We start from the raw sequence: 23,367 nt of genomic DNA, 5'->3' as shown, positions 1-23,367 counted from the left end.
TGCGCAAACGCCGCCGTCGCCGCAGACGCTCGCGGCACGGGGCAGCCAAGGCCGCCGCCGCCAAACCCGCCGTCTAGGCTCCGGCTGGCTCGATCACCTGAACGGGCACCGGCACATCACAGACCGAGAAATCCGCTCCCCTGGCCTGTTTGACCGCCTCGACCGAAGCCCTGAAAGCGGCACTTTCAGGCTTTGCACGACGTACTTCCGGGCGATTGGCGGCGGGGATGTCGGCGGCCACCTGTACCGTCACCATCAGGTCGGGGTTTTCGACCTGGCCACTGGGCAAGGCCCCGGCATTCAGGCTGTTGACCACTTCCTGACCGGCAATCACCCGCCCCCAGATGGTGTAGCGGCGCTCCAGCGTCGGATAGTAGTCGCGCATCAGGAAGAACTGGCTGTTGGCGCTGTCGGGATTGTCTTCCCGCGCCATGCCCGCCATACCCGGACAATAGACACCCCAAGCCGTCACCTTTTGGTCGTCCGTACGGGCAAAGAAACGGTCGGGCTGGCTGGTCACAGGCAGGCTGTTGTGGAAGCCGACAGGATAGCCGCCCGGCGCAGCCACCGGCACGAATGCGGTATCGGGACCACGACGGAAGGTGAATTCGGCCTTCAGGTCGTCATGGGTGCTTCCACCCTCGCCCGTTCCCGTGGGATCACCCGTCTGGGCCATAAAGCCATCAATAACGCGGTGCCATTTGACGTTGTTGAAAAACCCCTCACGCGCCAGCAGACGCATGCGCTCGACATGAAGGGGGGCGACATCCGGCGTCATCTCTACCCAGATGCGGCCCTTGGTCGTGTCGATGACCAGCAGGTTCAGGGGATCGACAGCCTCATAGTCCGCCGCCCCAAGCGCGCGTGGCTCGGAGGCATGGGCAAGGGGGCTGAAACTCAAGACTGCCGCGACCGAAGCCACCAGAATACCTGCGGGTTTCATCTGCCCCCTCCCCCTTTATTTACAATGGTCTATCAGCGGGTGCTGACCTCGACCGGGATGTTGATATCGCACACGTCGAAGGCCGAGCCACGGGCGGTGCGGGCCGCTTCCACAGCCGCATTGAAGACGCTGCCACCGGCGACAGCCACGCGAACCTGCGGACGCTCGTTTTCCGGCAGCTGCGAGGCGAGACGCGCACGGACGATGGTATCGGGGTTGTCGCCCACCGCACCGTCAGCAGCGTCGGAGCCCTTTTTCAGGCCCTTCACCGCGTCGATGCCGTCCAGCACACGGCCAAAGACGGTGTAGTTGCCATCCAGCGAGTCATTGCGGCCGGTCATCAGGAAGAACTGGCTGTTGGCGCTGTCAGGCGATCCGGCGCGGGCCATACCGGCCACCGCACTGCAGAACAGCGGCATGGCCGGAACCTTCATGTCGGCATTGATCATCATCTGGGCATCGGGCTGGGTCATCACAGCGATGGAGCCCACCATGCCACGCGAGCCCGGCAGCGCGGTCTGTACCGGCACGAAACCGGCATCGCGGCCCCGACGGAACGAAAACTCGGCGCGCAGGTCCGGCAGTTCGCTTCCGCCCTCGCCGGTTCCCTTGGGATCGCCGGTCTGGGCCATGAAATCGGGAATGACGCGATGGAACTTCAGGCCATCATAAAAGCCCTGCGTCGTCAGGGTACGGATGCGTTCGATATGGGCGGGCGCAACGCGCGGCTCCAGTTCCACCAGGACACGGCCCTTGGAAGTATCGATCACCCAGAGGTTTTCCGGCGCAACCGTGCGCCAGTCAGCGGTCTGGGCCTGTGCCGAGGTCACGAGAAGCGCCGACGCAGCGGCCACGGAAATCACAAAGGTTTTCATAGCGAACACTTGTTTCAGGCCTTGCGGACCTTGTCGAGCACGGCCGCGGCGATCGTGGGGCTGACAAAGCTCTCGATGTTACCGTTCAGCATGGCGATTTCCTTCACCAGCCGCGAGGCGATGGCCTGATGGCGCGGATCGGCCATCAGGAAGACCGTCTCGATTTCGCTGTTCAGGCGCTGGTTCATCGCCGTCATCTGGAATTCGTATTCAAAGTCTGCCACGGCGCGCAGACCGCGCACGATGCAATTGGCGTTCAGTTCTTCGGCAAAATGCATCAGCAGGCTGCTGAACGGGCGCACCTCCACGCGGTCACCGAAGCTGGCCACTTCGTTGCGCAGCATCTCCACGCGTTCCTGCGTGGTGAACAGCGGACCCTTGGCGTCGTTCTGGGCCACGCCAATGACCAGCCTGTCGACCAGTTTGACGGCGCGTCCGATGATGTCGAGGTGGCCATTAGTGACCGGATCGAAGGTGCCCGGATAAAGTCCGATACGCATGGGCTTCCTCTAAGCCTCCCCAAGGGTAAGTTCGCCCCGTCTTAGCAGGTGCGAAATGGCGCGAACAGCCGAAATGGTTTCGCCCGTGCGTCGTAACCGAATGCCCTAGAGCAACTGCACAGGCTGATCCTGCCATGCGGCCCTTATGGCCTGCATCATCGCGGGGTTCCCCGTGAACCGATGCCCGTCAATGGACGATATGGACGCGGCCGGAGTAGCGGCATTGCACAGAAACGCCCCCTGAAACCTCTCGAGGTCTTCAAGAGTAACCCTTTGGGTACGCTGTGTGATTCCCCGCTTTTCCAACCCCCTGGCAATGAGTCTGCGCGTTACCCCGTCCAGGATGTCACCCCGCGGCCAGATGACAGTGCTGGCGTCGATAAAGCCGACGTTCCATAGGGTGCCTTCCAGGATGCCGCCGCTGCCATCGACCAGCAGAGCGTCATCAAATCCGGCCATCCTCGCGCCTCGGCGCGCATGGATCACGCCTGTCATGCCCAGATGTTTCAGATGGGCCAGTTCGCGCTGATGGACGATGGACCGCAAACGCATGCCGTCATCAAGCATGGTGGCTGGCGGGGCGATCCAGACAGCCGTTGCCACCGATGATGGCCGCTCGGGCGCACGTACGGACAGCATACGGTCCGCCAGCGTGATACGCACCCACGCCTGATCCATATTCTCAAGAGAATGCTTCAAGGCATTCAGAAGAGGTTCTTTTTCGAGTTCGCATGAAAAAAGCTCGCGGCATGAAACCGCGAGCCTTTCCATGTGCAGATCCAGCCCGCGAACACCGCCATCAGCATAGGCGAACGAGGTCACAACCCCATAGTTCACCGCCGCCATCTGGCGCATGTCGTCAAAGGTGGCCGGATGGCCGTCGATCCAAACTTGAGGTTCGACGGCCATGATAGATCAAGCCTCGTCCGTGGTCGGAACCTCGGTGGCCTCGCCTTCGATCACACCGTCTTCGGACGTTTCGGCGTCATCGTCACCCTGCGACGGCAGACGCTCGACCGAGACGACGCGCTCGTCCTTGCCCGTGCGGAAGATCATCACGCCCTGCGATGCACGGCCCACGATGCGGACCTGATCGACAGGGGTACGGATCATCTGGCCACCGTCGGTCACCAGCAGCAGGTCATCGGCACCATCAACCGGGAAGGCTGCGGCCAGACGCTTGCCAGCACGACCGCCCAGACCGTGCGCAGTCAGCCCCTGACCACCACGACCGGTACGACGGTACTCATAGGCGCTGGAGCGCTTGCCCAGACCGTTTTCGGAAACGGTCAGGATGAACTGCTCGGCAGCTTCCAGCTGCGCGAAACGCTCAGCGTCCAGTTCGACCGAACCTTCGGCTTCGTCCTCGGCCTCGGTCGGGGTGTTGTCCTCTTCGCCCTCGCCCTGCGCCGCGCGGCGCTTGGCGTTGGCCAGTTTGACATAGGTGGCGCGTTCTTCCGGCGTGGCATCCACGCGGCCCAGAACGGCCATCGAGATCACCTCGTCGCCGTCCTGCAGACGGATACCGCGCACGCCGGTCGAATCGCGGCCCTTGAAGACGCGGACGTCATCGGCCTTGAAGCGGATGGCACGGCCCAGAGCCGTAGTCAGCAGGATGTCGTCGTCAGCCGTACAGATGCCGACGCCGACCATGCGGTCACCGTCTTCCAGCTTCATGGCGATCTTGCCCGCGCGGTTCACGGTGGCGAAATCGCTGAGCTTGTTACGACGCACGTCGCCCGACTTGGTGGCGAACATGATGTCGTAATCGCCCCACGTGCCTTCATCCTCCGGCAGCGGAAGCACGTTCATGATGCTGTCGCCCGGCTCGATGGGCAGCAGGTTGACGAAGGCCTTGCCCTTGGACTGGGGCGTGCCCAGCGGCAGGCGCCACGTCTTGAGCTTGTAGGCCTTGCCGTTGGTGGCGAAGAACAGGACCGGCGTGTGGGTCGAGGCCGAGAAGACGCCAGTGATGGCATCCTCGTCCTTCATCGACATGGCCGAACGGCCCTTACCGCCGCGATGCTGCGTGCGGTAGGCGTTCAGAGCCACGCGCTTGACGTAGCCGGTGTGGGTGACGGTCACGACCATGTCCTCACGCGGGATCAGGTCTTCGTCTTCCATCTCGTGGTCGCCCTCACCGATGACGGTGCGGCGCGGCACGGCGAACTGGTCCTTAACGGCCAGCAGATCCTCGCGGATGATGGCCAGCACGTGTTTGCGGTCAGACAGGATTTCGAGGTGGCCCGCGATGGTGCCGGCCAGGGTGTTGGCCTCACCAAAGATGTCGTCACGGCCCAGACCCGTCAGACGCGACAGGGTCAGCGCCAGGATGGCCTTGGCCTGTTCGTCGGTCAGGCGGATCAGGCCGCCCTCTACCAGCACGGTACGCGGGTCGGCAATCAGCTCGACCAGAGCCATCATGTCGCCTACCGGCCAAGCCTTGGCTTGCAGGCGCTCACGCGCTTCCGACGGGTCGGCCGACGAACGGATGATGTGGATCACCTCGTCGATGTTGGCGACGGCGACGGCCAGACCGACCAGCACGTGACCGCGGTCACGGGCCTTGGCCAGTTCGAACTTGATGCGGCGGACCACCACTTCCTCGCGGAACTCGAGGAAGGCTTCCAGCAGGGCGCGCAGGCCCATCTGTTCCGGACGGCCACGGTTCAGCGCCAGCATGTTGACGCCGAACGACGATTGCAGCGCCGTATAGCGGTAAAGCTGGTTCAGGATCACATCGCCCGAGGCATCGCGCTTAAGCTCGATGACCATACGCATGCCGGTGCGGTCGGATTCGTCGCGGACGTCGGCAATGCCTTCGAGGCGTTTTTCACGGACCATCTCGGCGATGCGCTCGATCAGGGTCTGTTTGTTGACCTGATAGGGCAGCTCGGTGATGACGATGGCTTCGCGGTCCTTGCGGATCTCTTCGATCGAGGCCTTGCCGCGCACGATGACCGAACCGCGACCGTCGCGCAGAGCGTTGCGCGGCGCGGTGCGCCCCATGATCTCGCCGCCGGTCGGGAAGTCGGGACCCGGCACGATATCCAGCAGGGCTTCATCGGAAACCTCGGGATCGTCCAGCAGGGCGACCGAGGCATCGATCACTTCGCCGAGGTTATGCGGCGGAATGTTCGTCGCCATGCCCACGGCGATACCGCCGGCACCATTGACCAGAAGGTTCGGGATACGGGTCGGCAGAACGACCGGTTCCAGTTCCTTTTCGTCATAGTTAGGCTGGAAATCGACAGTGTCTTTTTCAATGTCGGTCAGCATGGCCACGGAGGCATGCGTCATCCGGCATTCGGTGTAACGCATCGAGGCGGGCATATCACCGTCGACCGAGCCGAAGTTGCCCTGACCGTCCACCAGCGTCAGGCCCATCGAGAAGTCCTGGGCCATACGGACCAGAGCCATGTAGACCGAGGAATCGCCGTGCGGATGGAAACGACCCAGCACGTCACCGACAACGCGGGCGCACTTGGAGTACGCGCGGTCAGGCGACATGTTGAGATCGTGCATCGAATACAGAATGCGCCGGTGAACGGGCTTCAAGCCGTCGCGCGCATCAGGCAGGGCGCGACTAACGATCACACTCATGGCGTAGTCGAGATATGAGCGTTTCAGCTCGTTCTCGATGGTGATAGTCGCAATATCGCCGGATGCCGAAGGGGCGCCGTTTTGGTAACTGTCGTCGGTCAAGGAAATCAGGCTTTAAATGGCCGGAATCGGAACGTGATCCGCTAGGGTCGGTTCTAACACCGTAGGGCCGCCGTGGCAAAATCTGTGAGGCCTGAAAGGCCGGTAGAAAAAGGAAGAATGACTATGAAAAAAACCGCAACTGTCGTCGCCGCCAGCGGGATCATGGCCCTGTCTATCGGTTGCGCCGCAATCGCCCAGGATTCCAGCCATCAAGGTCATGGCGCAGCGACCGCAACCGCAGCGGCCACGGCACCGTCCAAGGTCGTGGACCTGATTAACGCTCAGGGCCAATCGGCGGGCCGCGTAACCCTGAAACAGGGGCCGTCCGGCCTGCTGATGGTTGTCGAGGCCCAAGGCCTGACGCCGGGCTGGCATGGTATCCACCTGCATGCCACGGCCCAGTGCGAAGCACCGTTCACCTCTGCCGGTGCCCACATCAACCATGCCGATCCCAAGGTCCCGCACGGTCTGCTGAATGCGGCCGGTCCGGACGACGGCGACCTGCCCAACATCTTTGCCGATGCCAACGGTGTGGCCAAGGCCGAACTGTTCACCACCCGCGCCCGCCTTGCCGGTAACTATCCGGGTCAGGACCTGATGGATGATGACGGCTCGGCCATCATCATCCACGCCAACGCCGATGATCACACCAGCCAGCCGATCGGCGGTGCCGGTGACCGCGTGGCCTGCGCCACGATCAAACACCACTGATCCGGTACAGTCGGGCACAATAAAAAGGGGCGGGCCGCTATCGGCCCGCCCCTTTGATTCCAGGTGGCAGCAGGGATCAGCGCGCCGCCCCCACCCGCAGATTCCGTTCGGCAATCGAAACCACCGCGACACCGGCCATCGTCAGAGTTGCACCGACAATGATCTGCGGTGTCAGCACGTCATTCATGAACAGCCAGCCCATCAGAACCGACACGACCGTCGAGCCCAGAAGATAGGGCGTCACGCGGCCAGCCTCGCGGCGCTGGACCAGCCAGAACAGCAGGGTCGTTGCCGCCACGGACGACAGAAGACCGGCCCAGATAATCGAGCCCCAGACAATCGGCGTGGCCTGTCGGGCCGCTTCGACATGGCCCGTCTCGAACACCATCGACGCAACGACCATTGCGGGGAGCGTCGTCCAGGCCAGAATGCCCTGCATCTTCAGGGGCGGTATCGACACGGTGCGACGCGCGATCACCGTCACCAAAGCCCATACAGACGCACCGATGGTGGCAAAAACTATCGCTTCCCAATCATGCAGGGCACGCGGGTCAGCGGTCATCCACGCCACGCCGATAAAGGCCACGACCATGCCCACGATGGCGGGCCAGCGCATCTTCTCGCCCAGCAACAGGAAGGCGAACAGCGTGGTGAAGGGAATCCACATCTGCGTCGCCACCGAAACCGGACTGACATCCTGGGCCAGGGAGAAGGCGAAATAGATCAAACCATAGTGGACCGGACCGCCCAGAACGGCGATCAGCAGCATGCTCTTCCAGTTCGGAAAAGGCGGTTTGAGGAATGGCAGAAGACACAGACCAGCCACCGCGAAACGCAGACTGACCACCATCAGAGGCGGCAGATATTCGGTGGCCAGTTTGGCCGCTGCGTTGTTCACGCCCCAGATGATTACTATCGCCAGGATCGCACCCAACTCCAGCGGGGAAAGCTTTTGGTCGTTCATTTTTCAGGCCATGCCATAGGGATATGACTTTGGCTTCTCACGATCGGTATCGGCGCGTTTCGAAACCTGTGCTTTAACCGACAATCGATAAAGGCTAAGCCGCGCCCACCATTGCCGCCATGCAGGGTCAGCGCGTTGTACAAGTCGATCATATCTCTATCCGCAGCCATCGGTCTGGGCCTGTGTGCCAGCCTTGCGTCTACGCAGGCGATGGCCGAGCCGATTATCGTCGTATCGCCCTCTCCCCTTCCGCTGGATAACCAGCGTCCGCGTGTCTTCATGGGTGGCAGCATCGACATGGGCGGCGCGCCTGACTGGCAGGCCGCCATGATCCGCGCCCTGTCGGATATGGATGTGGTGATCCTGAACCCGCGCCGGCCCGACTGGAACCCCGCATGGAAGCCCGAAGCCTCCGAGCCGGAGTTCCGCCGTCAGGTGGAGTGGGAACTGGCCGCGCTCGAGGCCAGCGACGTCATCGTCATGTATTTCGCCCCCGGCACCCAAAGCCCGATCAGCCTACTGGAAATGGGCCTACACGCCCGCAGCGGAAAGCTGATCGTGCTGGCCCCCGACGGTTTCTGGCGCAAGGGCAATGTGGACATCACCGCCGAGGCCTATGGCGTGCATCAGGTGCAGACGATGGAAGAACTGACCGCCGCCGTGCGCGACGCCTTTGTCGAGGCCGCGACCAAAGGTCGTTTCGCCCGTTAGAAGGCGGGCTTGGCCACCATCAACCAGTAGATGCCGATCACGCCGATGAAGGCCGGCCAGCCCAGAACGAACCACGTCCTGAACAGGCGGTCGTATCGTGCGGGCAAGGGCTGACCCGTGGCGGCGGCGGTTTTGGCCAGCCTGGCCATCTCCATCTGGATCCACACCACCGGCAGCCAGCACAGCCCCACAAGGACGTAGAGCCCATAGGCCGCAAGCAGCCACGGCTCGGTCAGGCCATAGCCCTGCAGGTGGATCAGGCCCAAGCCGCTGATCGGCTGCACCACCACGGCAGAGGCGGTGAACACGAAGTCCGCCAGCACCACGATGGCCCCGACCGAGGCGATGGTGGCCGCATCCTTCGTCATGTGGGCGCGCACCATGAAAAAGGCGATGCCCGCCCCCGTGCCGAACAGAACGGCACCGGACAGGATGTGAACGATCTTCAGCAGCTCATACATGGCTCAGCGTCTTTCGTCGGTGGCCGCTACGAACAGGCACAGCGCCATCATCGGCAGGACTTTCAACCACGGCCCCAGCGGGTTCACCCAATAGTTCGGAAGCAGCACCGTGGCGGCGACCAGATAGCCGACAGTGGCCATGAACATCAGGATGGCGACCCTCGCCGTCCATGCCCGCACGAACAGCGCCAGCCCCAGCGCCACATCCAGCAGGGCCCCGAACCATACGATCGGCCACGCCCACTGTGCCGCTGCGGACTCGCGGATGATCGCCAGCGAAGCCTCCCATCCGGCGGTATAGCTGACCACGCCCGTCAGGAACCAGAATAGGCCCAGCGTCAGGATCGAAACAGGCCGAACGGCCCACAGGCGGGCATGCCAGACATCCTGGACCGAGGCCGGATTTTCAGACAGGAAACGGGTAAAGCTGCGCGGCTCAAGTCCCAGCCGCGTGCCCCAGTCGCTGTCCTCGCCTGCCGCACCGTAATCCAACTGCTTGATCGAGGTTGTGCGCAGAGGCGACGGCCACCCGATCCGACCCAGCATATCCCCCACCACTATGGCCGGTGCCGCCACCCAGCGCGGAACCCGCACAACGGGCGCAGCCGCAAAGCCCAGCCAGCCGCGATACAGCTGTACCGTCTGCGTCATCGTCACGGTCTGCGGGCCGGTGATATCCATTTTTTCGCGCGAAATGGCGTTATCTTCCGACAGCCTGACAACCGCATCGGCCAGATCGGCCAGCGCCACCGGTTTGAACGGCTGATCACCGCCAACGACAGGTATGATCAAGGGCATGGCCGAAAGGGCGCGGATAAAGCCCGTACCGCCAAAGGCCGCGCGATCCACGACCAGTGACGGACGCAGGATGACCCAGTCCAGACCGGATGCCGCCACCATGTTTTCGGTTTCAGCCTTGGACGAGGCATACAGCGTTCCGGCATCCGCATCGGCCCCCACGGCCGATATATGGATCAAACGCTTCATTCCCGCCGTTTCGCACGCGGCGATCAACGCGCGGGGACCATCCACATGGGCGATATGGTTGCTGTCCCTGCCCCCATCCTGAAGCACGCCGACGCAGTTCACCACCACGTCCACACCCGCCAGCAAAGGCCCCCAGTCCTGTGCCCGGGTCAGGTCGTGAAAGTCAGCCTTGATCCATTCATAGTGTGGGGCACGCCGGCGTGAGCGCAGCGGATCACGCGCCCCTGCCCTTACCTGCCATCCTGCCGCGGACAGTGCCGCCGCAATGCGCGAACCGATAAATCCGTTCGCCCCCAGAACCAGAACCCGCTTAGCCATAATATCCCCGCTCGCCTCCGGACCATCAGCCCAGCACGCGATCCTTTATGTCCACGCCCTCGGGCGGCATGGCGCACCAGGTTTGCCCCGTAAAACGTCGCCGGTTTCGTGCCACGATCCCATAGGCCCAGTCCCGTACTGGGCGTAGCACAAGATAACCGACGACACCCAGTCTGTAGGGAAGCGGCAGATGGCGCATCAGATGCAATACGCCATCGGAGCGACCGATCGCGCGACCATCCTCGATGACCAGCATGGTCGATGGGTCATCCGGTTTCAGGCCGTAGTGTGCCAGCAAGGCCTGCCCCAGCGGACTTTGCGTCGGCACCAAACGAAAACGCGGACCATGCTTGAGCAGGGTCCGCGCGGAATGTGAGCAGAGAGCGCAATCACCATCAAAGAGGACCACAGGCCTGTCATCCGCAAAGGACGGGACCAACGGATCATTCCGATAGCTGTAGGCTCCCTGCCTCATGTTTATCCGTGACTTAGAACGGGATGTCGTCGTTCAGGTCGTAGCTTTCCTTGGGGCCCGACGGACGGTTGGCACCGCCGCTGGAGAAGCCCGAGTCATAGCTGTCGTCACGGCCACCACCGTAACCGCCGCCCTGGCCGCCACCGTAGCCACCGCCCGAGCCGCCTTCCGAACGGCCGCCCAGCATGGTCAGCGTTCCGTTGAAGCGTTGCAGGACGATTTCGGTCGAGTATTTCTCGATGCCTTGGGCGTCGGTGTATTTGCGGGTCTGGAGCGAGCCTTCGACGTAAACGGTCGAGCCCTTCTTGAGATACTGCTCGGCCACCTTGACGATGTTCTCGTTGAAGATGACGACCGAGTGCCATTCGGTCTTTTCCTTGCGCTCGCCCGTGGCCTTGTCGCGCCAGGTTTCCGAGGTCGCGATGCGCAGGTTGGCGACGCGGTCGCCCGAGTTCAGGGTGCGGATTTCCGGATCGCGGCCCAGATTGCCGACCAGAATGACCTTGTTGACGCTGCCCGCCATAACCGATGTCCTTGTCTTTTTTGTCCCGCCACGCCACGCAGCAGCGAGCGAGAATGTTCCATTTCTGTTCCGGTTCTGCAACCGGATTTTCAGAGTGTTTACGGGGCAATCGCGATGGGTCGCCCGTCGATTTCCCGTTGAATGGCACCGGGGATGGCGAGTCGTCCATCACCCGTTCGCGTCAAGGCAAAAAATCTGGGGCCAGTTAGAGACGTGCTCATCTTCACGCCCTGACGGTCGATGAAAATAAAGCGTCCCTGATAGGCACCGACGAGATCATTGTTCGAGCCGCCCATGCGCAGGAATTTGATGCGAAGCTCCTCCAGACGGGCCGCGCAGAACTCGATCTGGGGTTGGTCACGCGCCACAACATTGAAGCGGATGCCGCCCGGTTGGCTGGCATCGTCGCCAACGTGATAGCAGACACCCTCGTCCATCGGCGCTTCGACCGCCTTTTCACAGGCGGACAAACCACCCAGAAGAACCACAGCCGCAAGGCTGGACTTGATCACGGTTCGCATTACAGCCTCGGGAACTGGCACTGACGGTCTTGTGCCGTGAAGGTACGGAAATTGGTGTTATCGTTCGACGCCTCGACACGGCGGGGCACCAGACGCAAGGTCACCTGGTTCCAACGGCCGTACTGGGCCTCGCCCGGGGTGCGGGCACAGACACCTGAATACAGCGCCTTGACGCATTCGCCCTGGCTCATGCCCTGTCCGACCTGACGCCATTCCGAACCGACATAGCGTAGGCACTGGCCATCGACCGGCGTCGCGGTCTGGGGATTCTGGGCGGGCTGCGAGGGCCTTTCGCTCTGGTGCTGAACCTCTACGGCAGGAGCGCTGGGCGGCGGCGAAAAGGCCGCTGTCGGTGCCGCGGCCAGAGCGCCGGTGGCATCCAGACCCACATCCAGAGTGCTTTTCGAGACGCCATTGCGTTGCGCGCAATCGGCCAGGGTAGCCATACCGATAAACTGTCCGCCTACGTAGCAACGCAGTTCACGCGTCGCCTCCAGAGCCGGGGCTTCGGCGAGGTCGATCTTCAGGCCGCCTTCGGCAGCCGGGGGCTTCACATCGGGATCTGTCGGTTTACCGGCGCCGAAAACAAGGGCTGCGCCAGCACCTGCCAAAACAGCAACGCCAACACCCATCAGAATGATCGAGCGGGTATCTTTAGGAAAAGCCATGCGGCCCTCTACGCCATTAATGGCTTCAATAACCCCGTCCGGACCGCCCGCGTCAACAGAAGCCTTGCGTCGCTTACCCCGACAAACGGGCCAGAGCCGCCTGATAATTGGCGATCTGGTTGGACCAATATGGCGATACGGAACCCGAGGTCGGCGTCTTGCTGGCGTTCAGCATCGTCGGGCTCATGGCCCGATAGGCCTCACGCACGGCTCGCAGCGCGGACTGGATATAATCGCGGGCCTGAAGCGCGGCATCGGCGCTGGACAGGTTCAGCGACGGTGGCAGGTCCACACCCACGGTCTTGCGTTTATCGGTACCCTTGCCGACAAAACCCGCTTCCAGCCCCAGACCGGCCAGGGCATCACGCCCCATTTCGCCCGCCGAGATCAGAGCACCCTCACGGTTATCGGCATTGGTGATGGTCAGATATTGACCGCCGCCGGCCAGCACGCGGTTACTGCCCTGTGACGCATCCGGGGTTTCGCGGTTGGTCGAGACGGTAACCTTCAGATTACGTCCCGAAGCCGTCTCGATCTTGGTGGCCAGGGTCTGAAGCGTATCCTTGGCATCGATGGTCACAGCGGTTTTGCGGCCCGTGTTGGGATTGGTGACATAGAAACGGTCACCGGCACGCAACGCCGTCGCATCCACCAGTTTCTGCGAAACGTCCTGTACCAGTTCGCCGGACGGAAGCCCCAGCCTGTCCAACACGCTGGAACCATTGGCGGAAACAGACAGCGCCATAGGATTGGCCTGTTGCTTGTCTCCGGTCCATGTCCGGTTCCACTCAACAGCGCCCGTCTCGGCATCAATCCGCGTCAGATAGGCAATGGTAGGATCTGTGTCCTTGGCTATGCGGTCGCGGTTCCACGTTCCTGTCACCCACACATCACCGTCAACGATCTTCACGTCGGCGGCGGTGTCTTCGCCCGCACCACCGTAATAGGTCAGCCGGTCCGATGCCGACGCTGACAGATCCGTAGACAGGCTGGCGACGAAAACATCAGTGCCGCCTGCATGGGCATTATTGACCGTCCCTGCGTCCAGCGCCGTATTGCGCGTCATTCCCGACACGACCAGCTTGCCGTTCGACACGGCGATGCCCGCGATCTCGCCACCGATGGCAGCGCCCAGATTGCGGCTGGAGATCAGTTCGGGCGCACCACCCGTGCCGATACGTAACTGACGGATCACAAAGGCTCCGTTCTCGACACCGGCTGTATAGAGGTTGTCGCCATCGACCGTCATGGCCTGCACCGTGTCATCGCCGACCGTGCCGAACTGCGTCACGCCGAGGGACGTGGCCGTAACCGTTCCATTGTCGGCCCGGTTCTCGCCAAAGGTCTGGACATAGCTGTCCCAGCCGCCGACAGCCGAAGCGCCCGGCATGGCGGACTTTGATCGGCCAGACACATAGACACGACCATCCGCACCAAACGAAACAGCCGTAGCCTCGTCTGCGGCCTTGGCACCGCGCGACTGGGTCCATTGCTCAACGCCGTTGGCGTCGAAAACCGTAACGAAGCTGTCGCTCAACCCTTTGTCGGGCACGGTTTGGCCCGGAACAAGGCCGCCCGTGACCGAACCCGCGACGGCGACACGACCGTCATCGGCGACCGAAATGGCATAGCCGGATGCCGAAGAGGCGGCCCCCAGACCACGGCTTATGACCACCTGCCCCGCCGAATCCAGCTTCATCAGCACGACATCGGACTGGCCGCGTACACTGTGGCCGTTGGTATCGTCGCTGACATCGGCCACGATCCAGGTACCGCCGTCAGAAGCGGCCGCCGATGCACGGACGGTCTTGATGCCCTGCGGCAAAGAGGATTGGTCAACCCGTCCATCAACCCAGTTGGTCTCACCGATGCCGGGGGTCGTGGGATCACCGCTCGGATCGAACTTCAGGCTTTGCGCCGATTTGTTGACACCGAAACCCTGGATCACATTGACGGAGGTTCGCGTCTCTACCGCCTGGAAACCGACTGTTTCGGACGCTGTGCCCGTAATGGTCATGCCCCAGCTGCTGTTGGTCGACGGCAGGGTGATCGTCTTGTTGCCGACCGTCATGGTCTTGGCTTCGCCGGGAACTTCCTGACGTGAGAAACGAGTCTCGACACCGGCCGTCTGCAACTTGCCGTTTATGTGCCCGATAACCGCATCCAGCGTGCGCGGCGTAGATCCCATTTCATCCAGATCGATGGCGATGGACCGGGTGCCGCCGCTTGTGCGGATGGTGATGTTGAACCGCACATCACCCTTATAGGCATCCACCTCCTGCGACAGGGAGCCCGAATGGATGGGGCCGGTATGATAGACATGGTTGTCGCGCGGAACGACGGTCGTGCCCTGGCTGCGTGTCGAAGACACACCGTTGACCAAGCGGACCGTATTCACCTCTGAACCGGCCGTCGCCAGATAATCCGAAATCTCTTTCAGGCCCGCATCAAAGCGTTTCTGCAGCGTGGCCGCGTCGGCCTTGGTCACCGATTTTTCCATCGCTCTCAGCGACAGGGCCTCGAGCATTTGCAGCCCTGTGTGCATGGCAAACAGGGTTTTGTATTCTCTGGCGTTTTGGGTGCGAAGATCGAGTTTGTTGGCGCTTTCGTCGATGAAACGACTGCTGCCCATCGCCTTGCGCAGGATTTCGGAGGCCGTCGGCTGCTTGCCAGCGACAGAGCCGCTCCACGGTGCGGTCGGCTGTGACTTTGGCGCAGGCGTGGAAATGCCCGAGGTGGCGAAACCGCTCGCATCACCTCCGTACAGACCCAACAGATAACTGTTGTTGACCCGCATGACCGCACGCTCCTTAGGGCTACAAGCTTTACCTTAAGTCGCGTGGCAATTCGTTAATCCTCGACACAAAAACCCAAGAAACGACCCATAAAAAACACCGGCCACGACATTTGCCGCGACCGGTGCTTCAGAAAATCGATTGTACGGCTTAGCCTTGGAAGAGCGACAGGATCGATTGCGGCGCCTGGTTTGCAATCGCCAGGGCTTGAGTACCAAGCTGCTGCTGGACCTGAAGGGCCTGAAGACGGGCGCTTTCCTTGGCCAGATCCGCATCGACCAGATTGCCGACACCCACTTCCAGCGAGTCCATCAGCTTGCCCACGAAGGTGGTGTGACGCTCGATCTGCTTGGCTTGCGCACCCAGTTCGGCCAGCATGCTGCTGGAGTTGGCCAGAGCCTCGGTTACAGCTTCAAGGGCGGCTTCGGCGTCGGTTTCAAGATCAAGAGCATCAAGACCCAGGGCAGCGGCCGTCATGGCCTGTGGGGTCAGGGTGATGGTCTCTTCGCCATCGGCACTGGCAAGAAACTCCAGATTTGCCGTCAGCGAGCCGTCGAACAGGTTCTTGCCGTCAAAGGTAGCATTGTTGGCAAAGGAGGTGATCGAGGCCACCAGCGACTTGAACTCGTCGTTATAGGCTTTCTTGGAAGCCTCGGAAGCCGAAGGGTCCGAAGCGGCAACCGCCTTCTGCTTCAGTTCGGTCAGAATGTCGGAAATCTGGGAACCGGCTGCCAGCGCCACGTCTGCAATCGACGTCGCGCGGTTCAGGCTGGTTTTCACGGCCTCAAGCGAAGACGTATCGGCGCGCTGATTCTGGGCAATGGCCCAGGTCGCGGCATTGTCTTTGGCGCCCTGCACTTTCAAGCCCGTGCTGACGCGGTTTTGCACCGAGCTCAGCTTGCTGTTGGTGGCATTGAGGTTTTGCAGCGCAATCAGCGCCGAGCTATTTGTATGAACGCTTGTGGTCATGGCTTTAAGCCCCCGGACTTTCTGTACCGCTTACCCCATTAACCATGATTTGTGAGCGTATGGTTAACGCCCGGAAACCATGATTGCGCCACCCAAATAGCTTCGGGGGCGTTGCAAGTACAACGTTACTGTGCGGCAGGGTCAAGCCCGCGACGTGGTTTACATCGCCGGTTTAAGGACTTGCGTGTCGCCTAGACCGAGGTCTTGACCAATCCGCCCTGCTCGTAGGCAGGATCCGTGATCATTTTCTCAACGTGCTCGGTCGGTAGCTGCCGGATGACTTCGCCGGTCTGCGAATCCAGCACCTTATAGACATAGCGATGCGAACTGACCGGTTCGATAACCAGCCGTTGCGGCCCCATATCCATCGCGGCGTTGTCACGACGCTTCTCGACCTGCGCCGTCGCCACTTCCTGCTTGATATTTTCAGCAGAAACGCTGGAAGCGCCCCCTAAGGCAGAGATGGTGTCTGTCATGTCTGTTCGCGCCTTTTGCGCGTCCTTTCATCGTCTGTGATGAGGGCGGGCGGACTATTCTTGCCGCCCGCCCCATCAGGTTAGCGGAACAGGCCCAGCAGCATGCTGCTCGACGAGTTCGCGATCGACAGCGCCTGCACGCCCAGCTGTTGCTTGGTTTGCAGAGCCGTCAGCTTGGCGCTTTCCTTGGCAAGGTCAGCGTCAACCAGGTTGCCGATGCCGGCCTCAAGCGAGTCCTGCATCTTGCCTACAAAGGTCATCTGACGGTCCAGCGACTTCGACTTGGTGCCGAGGTCAGCCAGGGTCGAGGTAAAGGTGTTCAGAGCCGTTTCCACATTGGCTGCGGTATAGGCCGTGCGCTTGTCCGCCACGTCGGTGGCGGCAGTCCAGGTACCGGCGGCCGCATCAGCGGTACCGCCGAATGCGAACGAGTCAGCCGAAGCTGCACTGCTAGCAGCCTTCAGCACGAACTTGTTGTTCGAAGCACCGGTGTTGGTGGTGACTTGGTGGGTCGTGTTGGCGTCGGTAGCCTTGAACAGGTTCACGCCATCAAAGGTCGCACCGGCAAGCGCGGTGTGAACTTCGGTAACGATTGCCTCAAAGTCTGCCATCAGCTTCTTCTCGGTGTCCGAGTCAGCCGTCGCGTCCTGGATCGACACTGCCAGGCTCTTCAGCTCCGACAGGGCGTCCGTGACGGTCTCGCCGGCTGCAAGGGCGACGTCAACGATCGATTGGCCGCGTTGCAGGGATTGCTTCACGGCATCCTGAGCGCCCATTTCGGCCCGCTGCGAGGTGGCGATCGCATAGATCGCACCATTGTCCTTGGCGGACGACACAGCCATGCCGGTGTTCACGCGGTTCTGGGTGGTTTCCAGAGCCTTGTTGGTGGCATTCAGGGTTTGCAGAGCCACGAGAGCGCCGCGGTTGGTGTTAATCGAGTTAGCCATTCTGGCTGCCTTTACTTTTACAAAGCCGCTGCCGTTTTGGCCGCGGGGCGCGTACTGCGCCGGTTACTGGTACTTAAAGAGGTGATCAGGAGCGGATGCCGCCGCTTTCGACGGCGGCACCCTCCCCTACCGATTACCGGAACAGGCCGAGCAGGATGCTGCTCGACGAGTTCGCGATAGAGAGCGCCTGCACACCCAGTTGTTGCTTGGTCTGCAGTGCCGTCAGGCGTGCGCTTTCCTTGGCCAGATCCGCATCGACAAGGTTGCCGATACCGGTTTCCAGCGAGTCCTGCAGCTTGCCGACGAACGACAGCTGGCGCTCAAGCGACTTCGACTTGGTGCCGAAATCAGCCAGTACGCCCGTGAACGAGTTGATCGCCGCGTCGACGTTTGCCGCCGTACGGTTCGCCACGGTGTTAAGGTCAGCACCAGCACCCGTGATCGGATGGGTCGCCGCACCGGTCGACAGCGAGAAGGTACCACCCGAAGTGTTGGTGGTGACGCTGCGGGCGGTCGTGTCCGTGAACAGGTTTACGCCGTCAAACTTGGCACCCGTGATCGCCGTGTTGATTTCAGTGACGATAGCCGAGAAATCATTGTTCAGCTTGGTAGCCGTGTCACCGGTGGCGTCCTGGATCGCGACTGCCAGGCTTTTCAGCTCGGTCAGGGCTTGCACGACGGTTTCACCGGCAGCAAGCGCGACATCCACGATCGATTGACCGCGTTGCAGCGATTGCTTGACCGCATCCTGGGCACCCATTTCGGCGCGCTGCGAGGTCGCAATCGCGAAGATTGCGCCATTGTCCTTGGCCGACGAGACTTTCATGCCGGTGTTCACGCGGTTTTGCGTGGTTTCCAGCGCCTTGTTCGTCTGGTTCAAGGTCTGCAGAGCGACGAGAGCGCCGCGGTTCGTATTGATCGAGTTGGCCATTCTGGCCTCCATTTTTCACATTTTGTGAACCCGCTTTTTATGGCGGGGCGAGCCTTGTGCTCGTTACTCTAAGCTTACTGTTACTGGCATTCAGGTGATCAGGGTCGGGAGATCCGACGGATGTTGAAGGATGCTCCCTCCCCTACTTGTTAGCGGAACAGGCCGAGCAGGATGCTGCTCGACGAGTTGGCGATCGACAGCGCCTGCACACCCAGCTGTTGCTTGGTCTGCAGAGCGGTCAGTCGGGCGCTTTCCTTGGCCAGATCCGCATCGACGAGGTTGCCGATACCGGTTTCCAGCGAGTCCTGCAGCTTGCCCACGAACGACAGTTGGCGATCCAGAGACTTCGACTTGGTGCCGAGGTCAGCCAATACGGTCGTGAAACCGTTCAGCGCGGTATCGACTGCGGACGCCGTATAGGCTGCACGCTTGGCCGCCGCGTCTGCAGGCTCGGCCCACGCACCCGTTGCCGGGGTTGCGGTACCGCCAAAGGCCAGCCCCGTAGCTGCAGCTGCCGTAGCCGCCGCCTTCAGGGTGAATTTGTTGCCCGTCGCCGCGGTATTGGTTGTCACTTCAATCAGGGTGCCGGTCTTGAACAGATTGACCCCGTCAAAGGTCGCTCCAGCCAGGGCAGTGTGGATTTCTTTGACGATTGCGTCGAAGTCGGACAGCAGCTTGGTTTCGCTTGAACTACCGACTGCGGAGTCCTGGATAGCCACAGCCAGGCTCTTCAGTTCCGTCAGTGCGTTGGTCACAGTTTCACCTGCAGCCAGCGCCACGTCCACGATGGATTGACCGCGTTGCAGCGACTGCTTCACGGCATCCTGGGCACCCATTTCGGCGCGCTGCGAGGTCGCAATCGCGAAGATTGCGCCATTGTCCTTGGCCGACGAGACCTTCATGCCGGTGTTCACGCGGTTCTGCGTGGTCTCCAGCGCCTTGTTGGTCGCGTTCAGGGTTTGCAGCGCGACGAGCGCACCGCGATTGGTGTTGATCGAGTTGGCCATTCTGGCCTCCCATTTCACGTTGTTTCCCCGTCATTTTGACGGAGTTGGGCGTTCTGCCCGTACACACGCTTACTGGTTACCGGTCGTCGAGGTGATCATGGCCCGACCGGAACGTGCCGGTCGGGCCATCAGAAATCAGCGGAAGAGGTTCAGGACGATAGAGCTGGCCTGATTGGCGATACCCAGCGCCTGCACGCCCAGCTGCTGCTTGGTCTGCAGCGCGGTCAGGCGGGCGCTTTCCTTGGCTAGATCGGCATCCACCAGGTTGCCGATACCCGTCTCAAGCGAGTCCTGCAGCTTGCTGACAAAGGTCAGCTGGCGGTCCAGCGACTTGGACTTGGTGCCAAGATCGGCCAGGACAGTGGTGAAGGAGTTGATCGCGGCTTCGACGTCGGCCGGTTCATAGGCCGCACGCTTGCCTGCGGCGGCCGGCGCAGCCCATGCGCCCGTCGCCGAGTTAGCCGTACCCGTAAAGGCCAGACCGTCGGCGGCAGCCGCATCGGCCGAAGCCTTGATGGTGAACTTGTTGCCGGTCGCGGCGGTGTTGATCGTCACATCGATCTGGGTGCCGGTCTTGAAGGCGTTGACACCATCGAAGGTCGCACCGGCCAGCGAGGTGTGGATTTCTTTGACGATGGCTTCGAAGTCGTTGATCAGCTTGGTTTCGCTGGACGAGCCGGCCACGGAATCCTGGATCGCGACCGCCAGGCTCTTCAACTCGGTCAGGGCCTCGACAACCGTCTCGCCCGCAGCCAGAGCGACGTCGACAATGGATTTGCCGCGCTCGATGGATTGCTTGACGGCGTCCTGCGCGCCCATTTCCGCGCGCTGGGAGGTTGCGATTGCGAAGATAGCACCGTTGTCCTTGGCGGACGAAACCTTCATCCCCGTGTTGACACGGTTCTGGGTCATCTCAAGCGAACGGTTGGTCGCGTTGAGGTTCTGCAGGGCGATGAGCGCACCGCGATTGGTGTTTACCGAGTTGGCCATTCTAGCCTCCTATGTGTTTCACTTCGTGAAGCCGTCGCCCTTTTGGCAACGGGAGCATTTTGCTCGGTACACATGGCTGCAACGAACGGGCCAAGCCGCAGATCACAGTGATTTCGGGCGTTTCCGGACGGACTACGCCTGCCTTCTAGGCCGGACTAGGAAAAAACGCCTACTGTTACAGGGCAAAAACTGCCCGCCCCGGCAATATCTGCCGGGCAAGGAAAGAGGGGGGCGGTTGAACCGCCCCCTTTGGCGAGCTGCCATTCCAGCCCTCCCCCTTCGCGATTAGCCGCGGAAGAGGCTGAGCAGGATCGAGCTCGACTGGTTTGCGATGCCCAGTGCCTGCACACCCAGCTGTTGCTTGGTCTGCAGCGCGGTGAGCTTCGCGCTTTCCTTGGCGAGGTCCGCATCCACCAGATTGCCGATGCCGGTTTCCAGGGAATCCTGGAACTTGTCGACAAAGGTCATCTGACGACCCAGCGACTTCGACTTGGTGCCGAGGTCTGCCATGGTCGCGGTGAACGACGTGATCGCCGCCTCAACCTTGTCCACGCCATAGTCGGTCAGTGCGGACGGGGTTGCGCCCGTGGTCGCACCGGCCTTGGCCTGCCACACGCCCGTTGCTGCGTCATACTCGCCTGCGCCAGTGCCAGCAGCACTGCCGAAGGCCAGGTTCGCAGCCACTGCACCCGCACTCGCGGCCTTGATCTCGAACTTGTTGTTCGCGGCTGCGGTGTTGATGGTGACCTTGATGCCCGAAGCATCGGTTGCCTTGAAGACGTTCACGCCGTCGAAGGTGGCACCGGCCAGAGCCACGTGAATTTCCTTCACCATAGCTTCAAAGTCAGCGACCAGCTTCTTGCCGTTATCGCCCAGACCCGTGACAGTACCAGCGTTGTCATAGGTTTTCGGCGCGTCCTGGATGGCAACCGCCAGGCTCTTCAGCTCCTGCAGGGCTTCGATAACAGTCTCACCGGCCGACAGGGCGACGTCCACGATGGACTGACCGCGCTGGATCGACTGACGAACCGCATCCTGAGCACCCATTTCAGCGCGCTGAGACGTGGCGATAGCGAAAATGGCTCCGTTATCTTTAGCGGTGGCAACCTTCATTCCGGTGTTCACGCGGTTTTGCGTGGTTTCCAGTGAACGGTTGGTCGAGTTGAGGTGTTGCAGCGCAATCAGAGCGCCACGGTTGGTGTTGATCGAGTTGGCCATTTTGGCTGTCCTTGCTCACTTTGTGATGGCCAGCGCCCTTTTGGCGCCGGGAGCGTTCTACTCACCCGGACGCGCCGCAATGCACGCACCAATGAACAAGGGTATTTTAACAATTATCTTTTTGTATTTATTTGATATTTTTAGTTGAGATTAAGCATTTCAGGTGCCAATAACCGGCAACGGAAAATCCTGCCCGGTCAATCTTGCCGGGCACTGCTCACCCGCAAACGCCGTTCGGTCATCAGCAGGTCCAAAGCCAGAGCCCTTGCCGCGTCACAGGCCACCAATTGAGTGCCGCGCTCCATATAGGCCTGTTCAAGATCCGCCAGGGTCGCGCCCTGCCCGATCCGGGCGATCGGACAGGGCTGACTGACCTCAGAGGGTATCAGAAGTCGCGTCGTCACAGGCTCCGGCCGAGGCATGCTGGCACACGAGACGATCATGCTGCAGCAGACGATCAAGGCGATCCACGCCCACCGTATTCTGTCCAGTCGGATCATTGGCGGCTTCTCCCCTATACACTGCCGTTTGTCTGCCCAGCGCCTCTTTTTCCTGCGCCGACTTTGCCCTCAGTTTTTCGATCCGCTCGTTTTCAGCAGACTCCAGCTCCCGGATTTTGCGAACCTGCTCGCCTATGGCTGCGGCCCGTTCCAGACGCTCGATCTTCCGCGCACGCCCTCCCAATGGATCGGTCACAAGTGCCAACAGAACCGCTGCCAGAACCAGCATCACTCCAGCCCACCCAAGAGCGGTCAAAACACGGCCCCACGCCCTCATGGATAGGCCCTGCGACACAGTTCGAAGTGCGGACCATCGCGCAGGCGCGGCCAGTCGCCGCCCCACACCAGCGGCACGTCCAGAGCCGAAGCCGCTGACTTCATCGCCTCGGCAATTCGCGGATACAGCGGCCAGTCCCAGCGGATCTGGCCATCCACCCACGCCGCCAGATCGACGGCATGGCCGCTCAGATGCCGGCTGTTCAAAGTACGGCTGGCCCCGGCCTTCACCAGCGAGGCCTGACGTTGGGATGATCGCAGCCCCTCTATGACCATGAAGTCTACAGGCGTGGTCACAATGGCCCGTTCGACCACCCGCACGAGGTCGGGATGGACCCCGCGCAGACTGTTGCGAGAGCGGTTGGACAGGCGAAACGTCACTGGCCGCCCTCTTTGTGGCCGCGCGCCAGGTTGACGACCTGTTGTGCCGACGGCGCGACCAGATACAGAAGGCTCATCAAGGCCAGCAGTCCCATCAACCCCTCGGCAAAACGCTGGACCTGATCGGCAGGTGCCCGATGCAGGGCATCGCGAAGCAAGACCCAGATCAGCATCGTGCACAGATAGACGTACAGTCTGCGCCACACCCACTGACCTTCCGCCAGACTGGCACGCTGAAGTTTCGGAACGGGGTTCATAGATCGTCCTCGCTGTTGAAATGGGTCGAGGCTGTCCGCCTCCAGTCCGCCCCGAGTTCATCGAGGCATTCGTCGGCACTGAGCCGGTCGGGCGCATCCCAGATGTCCGCATCCAGAAGCAGGTCGGACAGCGCATCCACGCGGGGGTCATGACCGGTCATCGCTCACCCCACGAACGTCAGATGCACGACGCCCGCAGCGCCACGCCCACCGCCGCCTGCAGCGGTCAGTCCCGCGCCGCCACCGCCGCCGCCCGCA

The 23,367-nt window shown here is 61.7% G+C and carries 26 protein-coding genes; 2 read left to right on the top strand and 24 right to left on the bottom strand.

What is annotated here, in order from left to right:
* Window positions 1–73 precede the first annotated feature (73 nt).
* The 5 genes from B3H86_RS03820 to gyrA form a co-directional block, all read right to left on the bottom strand.
* On the bottom strand, window positions 74–943 hold the full coding sequence (locus B3H86_RS03820) for a peptidylprolyl isomerase (RefSeq protein WP_292051279.1): 870 nt from the start codon (window positions 941–943) through the stop codon (window positions 74–76).
* A 32-nt stretch (window positions 944–975) separates the two neighbouring features.
* Complete coding sequence (locus B3H86_RS03815; protein ID WP_349679842.1) at window positions 976–1,797, bottom strand: peptidylprolyl isomerase; 822 nt, start codon at window positions 1,795–1,797, stop codon at window positions 976–978.
* 35 nt (window positions 1,798–1,832) lie between these two features.
* Window positions 1,833–2,318: a pantetheine-phosphate adenylyltransferase gene (gene coaD, locus B3H86_RS03810; RefSeq protein ID WP_292051277.1), complete on the bottom strand. Its 486-nt coding sequence runs from the start codon at window positions 2,316–2,318 to the stop codon at window positions 1,833–1,835.
* Between the two features lie 105 nt (window positions 2,319–2,423).
* Complete coding sequence (locus B3H86_RS03805; RefSeq protein ID WP_292051276.1) at window positions 2,424–3,227, bottom strand: aminotransferase class IV; 804 nt, start codon at window positions 3,225–3,227, stop codon at window positions 2,424–2,426.
* Window positions 3,228–3,233: 6 nt separating this feature from the next.
* Entirely contained in the window at window positions 3,234–6,023 is a 2,790-nt protein-coding gene (gene gyrA, locus B3H86_RS03800) for a DNA gyrase subunit A (protein ID WP_292051275.1), read from the bottom strand.
* 123 nt (window positions 6,024–6,146) lie between these two features.
* On the opposite strand from gyrA, the gene B3H86_RS03795 reads away from it, so the two are divergent.
* Entirely contained in the window at window positions 6,147–6,734 is a 588-nt protein-coding gene (locus B3H86_RS03795) for a superoxide dismutase family protein (RefSeq protein ID WP_292051274.1), read from the top strand.
* A 76-nt stretch (window positions 6,735–6,810) separates the two neighbouring features.
* Here the strand turns inward: B3H86_RS03795 and B3H86_RS03790 are convergent, their stop codons facing one another.
* Complete coding sequence (locus B3H86_RS03790; protein WP_292051273.1) at window positions 6,811–7,698, bottom strand: DMT family transporter; 888 nt, start codon at window positions 7,696–7,698, stop codon at window positions 6,811–6,813.
* A gap of 135 nt (window positions 7,699–7,833) precedes the next feature.
* Here B3H86_RS03790 and B3H86_RS03785 point away from each other — a divergent pair, with 135 nt between their 5' ends.
* Window positions 7,834–8,409 carry a nucleoside 2-deoxyribosyltransferase domain-containing protein gene (locus B3H86_RS03785; protein ID WP_292051272.1) on the top strand — a complete coding sequence of 192 codons (576 nt, stop codon included), beginning with the start codon at window positions 7,834–7,836 and terminating at the stop codon, window positions 8,407–8,409.
* Here the strand turns inward: B3H86_RS03785 and B3H86_RS03780 are convergent.
* The 18 genes from B3H86_RS03780 to B3H86_RS03695 all read right to left on the bottom strand — a co-directional run bounded on the left by B3H86_RS03780 (window position 8,406) and on the right by B3H86_RS03695 (window position 23,270).
* Entirely contained in the window at window positions 8,406–8,870 is a 465-nt protein-coding gene (locus B3H86_RS03780) for a DUF2269 family protein (protein WP_292051271.1), read from the bottom strand. The genes B3H86_RS03785 and B3H86_RS03780 overlap by 4 nt on opposite strands.
* A gap of 3 nt (window positions 8,871–8,873) precedes the next feature.
* Complete coding sequence (locus B3H86_RS03775) at window positions 8,874–10,175, bottom strand: SDR family oxidoreductase (protein WP_292051270.1); 1,302 nt, start codon at window positions 10,173–10,175, stop codon at window positions 8,874–8,876.
* A gap of 25 nt (window positions 10,176–10,200) precedes the next feature.
* Complete coding sequence (locus B3H86_RS03770) at window positions 10,201–10,650, bottom strand: thiol-disulfide oxidoreductase DCC family protein (RefSeq protein WP_292051269.1); 450 nt, start codon at window positions 10,648–10,650, stop codon at window positions 10,201–10,203.
* 13 nt (window positions 10,651–10,663) lie between these two features.
* Entirely contained in the window at window positions 10,664–11,173 is a 510-nt protein-coding gene (gene ssb, locus B3H86_RS03765; RefSeq protein WP_292051268.1) for a single-stranded DNA-binding protein, read from the bottom strand.
* A 98-nt stretch (window positions 11,174–11,271) separates the two neighbouring features.
* Window positions 11,272–11,694 (bottom strand): hypothetical protein, encoded by a 423-nt coding sequence (locus tag B3H86_RS03760; protein ID WP_292051266.1) that lies wholly within the window; start codon window positions 11,692–11,694, stop codon window positions 11,272–11,274.
* Window positions 11,694–12,362 (bottom strand): hypothetical protein, encoded by a 669-nt coding sequence (locus B3H86_RS03755; RefSeq protein ID WP_292051265.1) that lies wholly within the window; start codon window positions 12,360–12,362, stop codon window positions 11,694–11,696. Before B3H86_RS03755 ends, B3H86_RS03760 begins: the two co-directional genes overlap by 1 nt.
* A gap of 73 nt (window positions 12,363–12,435) precedes the next feature.
* Window positions 12,436–15,159: a transcriptional regulator gene (locus tag B3H86_RS03750; RefSeq protein ID WP_292051264.1), complete on the bottom strand. Its 2,724-nt coding sequence runs from the start codon at window positions 15,157–15,159 to the stop codon at window positions 12,436–12,438.
* Window positions 15,160–15,307: 148 nt separating this feature from the next.
* Window positions 15,308–16,126, bottom strand: a complete 819-nt coding sequence (locus B3H86_RS03745; protein ID WP_292051263.1) for a flagellin — start codon at window positions 16,124–16,126, stop codon at window positions 15,308–15,310.
* Between the two features lie 191 nt (window positions 16,127–16,317).
* Entirely contained in the window at window positions 16,318–16,602 is a 285-nt protein-coding gene (locus B3H86_RS03740) for a flagellar protein FlaG (protein WP_292051262.1), read from the bottom strand.
* A gap of 80 nt (window positions 16,603–16,682) precedes the next feature.
* Entirely contained in the window at window positions 16,683–17,549 is an 867-nt protein-coding gene (locus tag B3H86_RS03735) for a flagellin (RefSeq protein ID WP_292051261.1), read from the bottom strand.
* Window positions 17,550–17,682: 133 nt separating this feature from the next.
* Complete coding sequence (locus B3H86_RS03730) at window positions 17,683–18,480, bottom strand: flagellin (RefSeq protein ID WP_292051260.1); 798 nt, start codon at window positions 18,478–18,480, stop codon at window positions 17,683–17,685.
* Window positions 18,481–18,629: 149 nt separating this feature from the next.
* Window positions 18,630–19,487 carry a flagellin gene (locus B3H86_RS03725; RefSeq protein ID WP_292051259.1) on the bottom strand — a complete coding sequence of 286 codons (858 nt, stop codon included), beginning with the start codon at window positions 19,485–19,487 and terminating at the stop codon, window positions 18,630–18,632.
* 135 nt (window positions 19,488–19,622) lie between these two features.
* Window positions 19,623–20,477, bottom strand: coding sequence for a flagellin (locus tag B3H86_RS03720; protein ID WP_292051258.1), 855 nt, complete (start codon window positions 20,475–20,477; stop codon window positions 19,623–19,625).
* 285 nt (window positions 20,478–20,762) lie between these two features.
* Window positions 20,763–21,695, bottom strand: a complete 933-nt coding sequence (locus B3H86_RS03715) for a flagellin (RefSeq protein ID WP_292051257.1) — start codon at window positions 21,693–21,695, stop codon at window positions 20,763–20,765.
* Between the two features lie 375 nt (window positions 21,696–22,070).
* Window positions 22,071–22,424 (bottom strand): hypothetical protein, encoded by a 354-nt coding sequence (locus B3H86_RS03710; RefSeq protein ID WP_292051256.1) that lies wholly within the window; start codon window positions 22,422–22,424, stop codon window positions 22,071–22,073.
* A gap of 44 nt (window positions 22,425–22,468) precedes the next feature.
* Entirely contained in the window at window positions 22,469–22,852 is a 384-nt protein-coding gene (locus tag B3H86_RS03705; RefSeq protein WP_292051254.1) for a M15 family metallopeptidase, read from the bottom strand.
* Window positions 22,849–23,109 carry a hypothetical protein gene (locus B3H86_RS03700; RefSeq protein ID WP_292051252.1) on the bottom strand — a complete coding sequence of 87 codons (261 nt, stop codon included), beginning with the start codon at window positions 23,107–23,109 and terminating at the stop codon, window positions 22,849–22,851. Before B3H86_RS03700 ends, B3H86_RS03705 begins: the two co-directional genes overlap by 4 nt.
* Window positions 23,106–23,270 (bottom strand): hypothetical protein, encoded by a 165-nt coding sequence (locus B3H86_RS03695; RefSeq protein WP_292051250.1) that lies wholly within the window; start codon window positions 23,268–23,270, stop codon window positions 23,106–23,108. The genes B3H86_RS03700 and B3H86_RS03695 overlap by 4 nt, the downstream gene beginning before the upstream one ends.
* Window positions 23,271–23,367: the final 97 nt, after the last annotated feature.

It is taken from the genome of Brevundimonas sp. UBA5866, assembly GCF_002432125.1.
Lineage (GTDB): Bacteria > Pseudomonadota > Alphaproteobacteria > Caulobacterales > Caulobacteraceae > Brevundimonas.
The sequence above is the reverse complement of the archived record's forward strand: the minus strand, read 5'-3'. Positions and strand labels throughout refer to the sequence as shown.

What these genes read in the sequence shown, in the direction of transcription:
- B3H86_RS03820 (WP_292051279.1), bottom strand. Translation starts at nt 943, where the DNA reads ATGAAACCCGCAGGTATTCTGGTGGCTTCGGTCGCGGCAGTCTTGAGT.
- coaD (WP_292051277.1), bottom strand. Translation starts at nt 2,318, where the DNA reads ATGCGTATCGGACTTTATCCGGGCACCTTCGATCCGGTCACTAATGGC.
- B3H86_RS03805 (WP_292051276.1), bottom strand. Translation starts at nt 3,227, where the DNA reads ATGGCCGTCGAACCTCAAGTTTGGATCGACGGCCATCCGGCCACCTTT.
- B3H86_RS03795 (WP_292051274.1), top strand. Translation starts at nt 6,147, where the DNA reads ATGAAAAAAACCGCAACTGTCGTCGCCGCCAGCGGGATCATGGCCCTG.
- B3H86_RS03790 (WP_292051273.1), bottom strand. Translation starts at nt 7,698, where the DNA reads ATGAACGACCAAAAGCTTTCCCCGCTGGAGTTGGGTGCGATCCTGGCG.
- B3H86_RS03780 (WP_292051271.1), bottom strand. Translation starts at nt 8,870, where the DNA reads ATGTATGAGCTGCTGAAGATCGTTCACATCCTGTCCGGTGCCGTTCTG.
- B3H86_RS03775 (WP_292051270.1), bottom strand. Translation starts at nt 10,175, where the DNA reads ATGGCTAAGCGGGTTCTGGTTCTGGGGGCGAACGGATTTATCGGTTCG.
- B3H86_RS03770 (WP_292051269.1), bottom strand. Translation starts at nt 10,650, where the DNA reads ATGAGGCAGGGAGCCTACAGCTATCGGAATGATCCGTTGGTCCCGTCC.
- ssb (WP_292051268.1), bottom strand. Translation starts at nt 11,173, where the DNA reads ATGGCGGGCAGCGTCAACAAGGTCATTCTGGTCGGCAATCTGGGCCGC.
- B3H86_RS03760 (WP_292051266.1), bottom strand. Translation starts at nt 11,694, where the DNA reads ATGCGAACCGTGATCAAGTCCAGCCTTGCGGCTGTGGTTCTTCTGGGT.
- B3H86_RS03755 (WP_292051265.1), bottom strand. Translation starts at nt 12,362, where the DNA reads ATGGCTTTTCCTAAAGATACCCGCTCGATCATTCTGATGGGTGTTGGC.
- B3H86_RS03750 (WP_292051264.1), bottom strand. Translation starts at nt 15,159, where the DNA reads ATGCGGGTCAACAACAGTTATCTGTTGGGTCTGTACGGAGGTGATGCG.
- B3H86_RS03745 (WP_292051263.1), bottom strand. Translation starts at nt 16,126, where the DNA reads ATGACCACAAGCGTTCATACAAATAGCTCGGCGCTGATTGCGCTGCAA.
- B3H86_RS03740 (WP_292051262.1), bottom strand. Translation starts at nt 16,602, where the DNA reads ATGACAGACACCATCTCTGCCTTAGGGGGCGCTTCCAGCGTTTCTGCT.
- B3H86_RS03735 (WP_292051261.1), bottom strand. Translation starts at nt 17,549, where the DNA reads ATGGCTAACTCGATTAACACCAACCGCGGCGCTCTCGTGGCTCTGCAA.
- B3H86_RS03730 (WP_292051260.1), bottom strand. Translation starts at nt 18,480, where the DNA reads ATGGCCAACTCGATCAATACGAACCGCGGCGCTCTCGTCGCTCTGCAG.
- B3H86_RS03725 (WP_292051259.1), bottom strand. Translation starts at nt 19,487, where the DNA reads ATGGCCAACTCGATCAACACCAATCGCGGTGCGCTCGTCGCGCTGCAA.
- B3H86_RS03720 (WP_292051258.1), bottom strand. Translation starts at nt 20,477, where the DNA reads ATGGCCAACTCGGTAAACACCAATCGCGGTGCGCTCATCGCCCTGCAG.
- B3H86_RS03715 (WP_292051257.1), bottom strand. Translation starts at nt 21,695, where the DNA reads ATGGCCAACTCGATCAACACCAACCGTGGCGCTCTGATTGCGCTGCAA.
- B3H86_RS03710 (WP_292051256.1), bottom strand. Translation starts at nt 22,424, where the DNA reads ATGCTGGTTCTGGCAGCGGTTCTGTTGGCACTTGTGACCGATCCATTG.
- B3H86_RS03700 (WP_292051252.1), bottom strand. Translation starts at nt 23,109, where the DNA reads ATGAACCCCGTTCCGAAACTTCAGCGTGCCAGTCTGGCGGAAGGTCAG.
- B3H86_RS03695 (WP_292051250.1), bottom strand. Translation starts at nt 23,270, where the DNA reads ATGACCGGTCATGACCCCCGCGTGGATGCGCTGTCCGACCTGCTTCTG.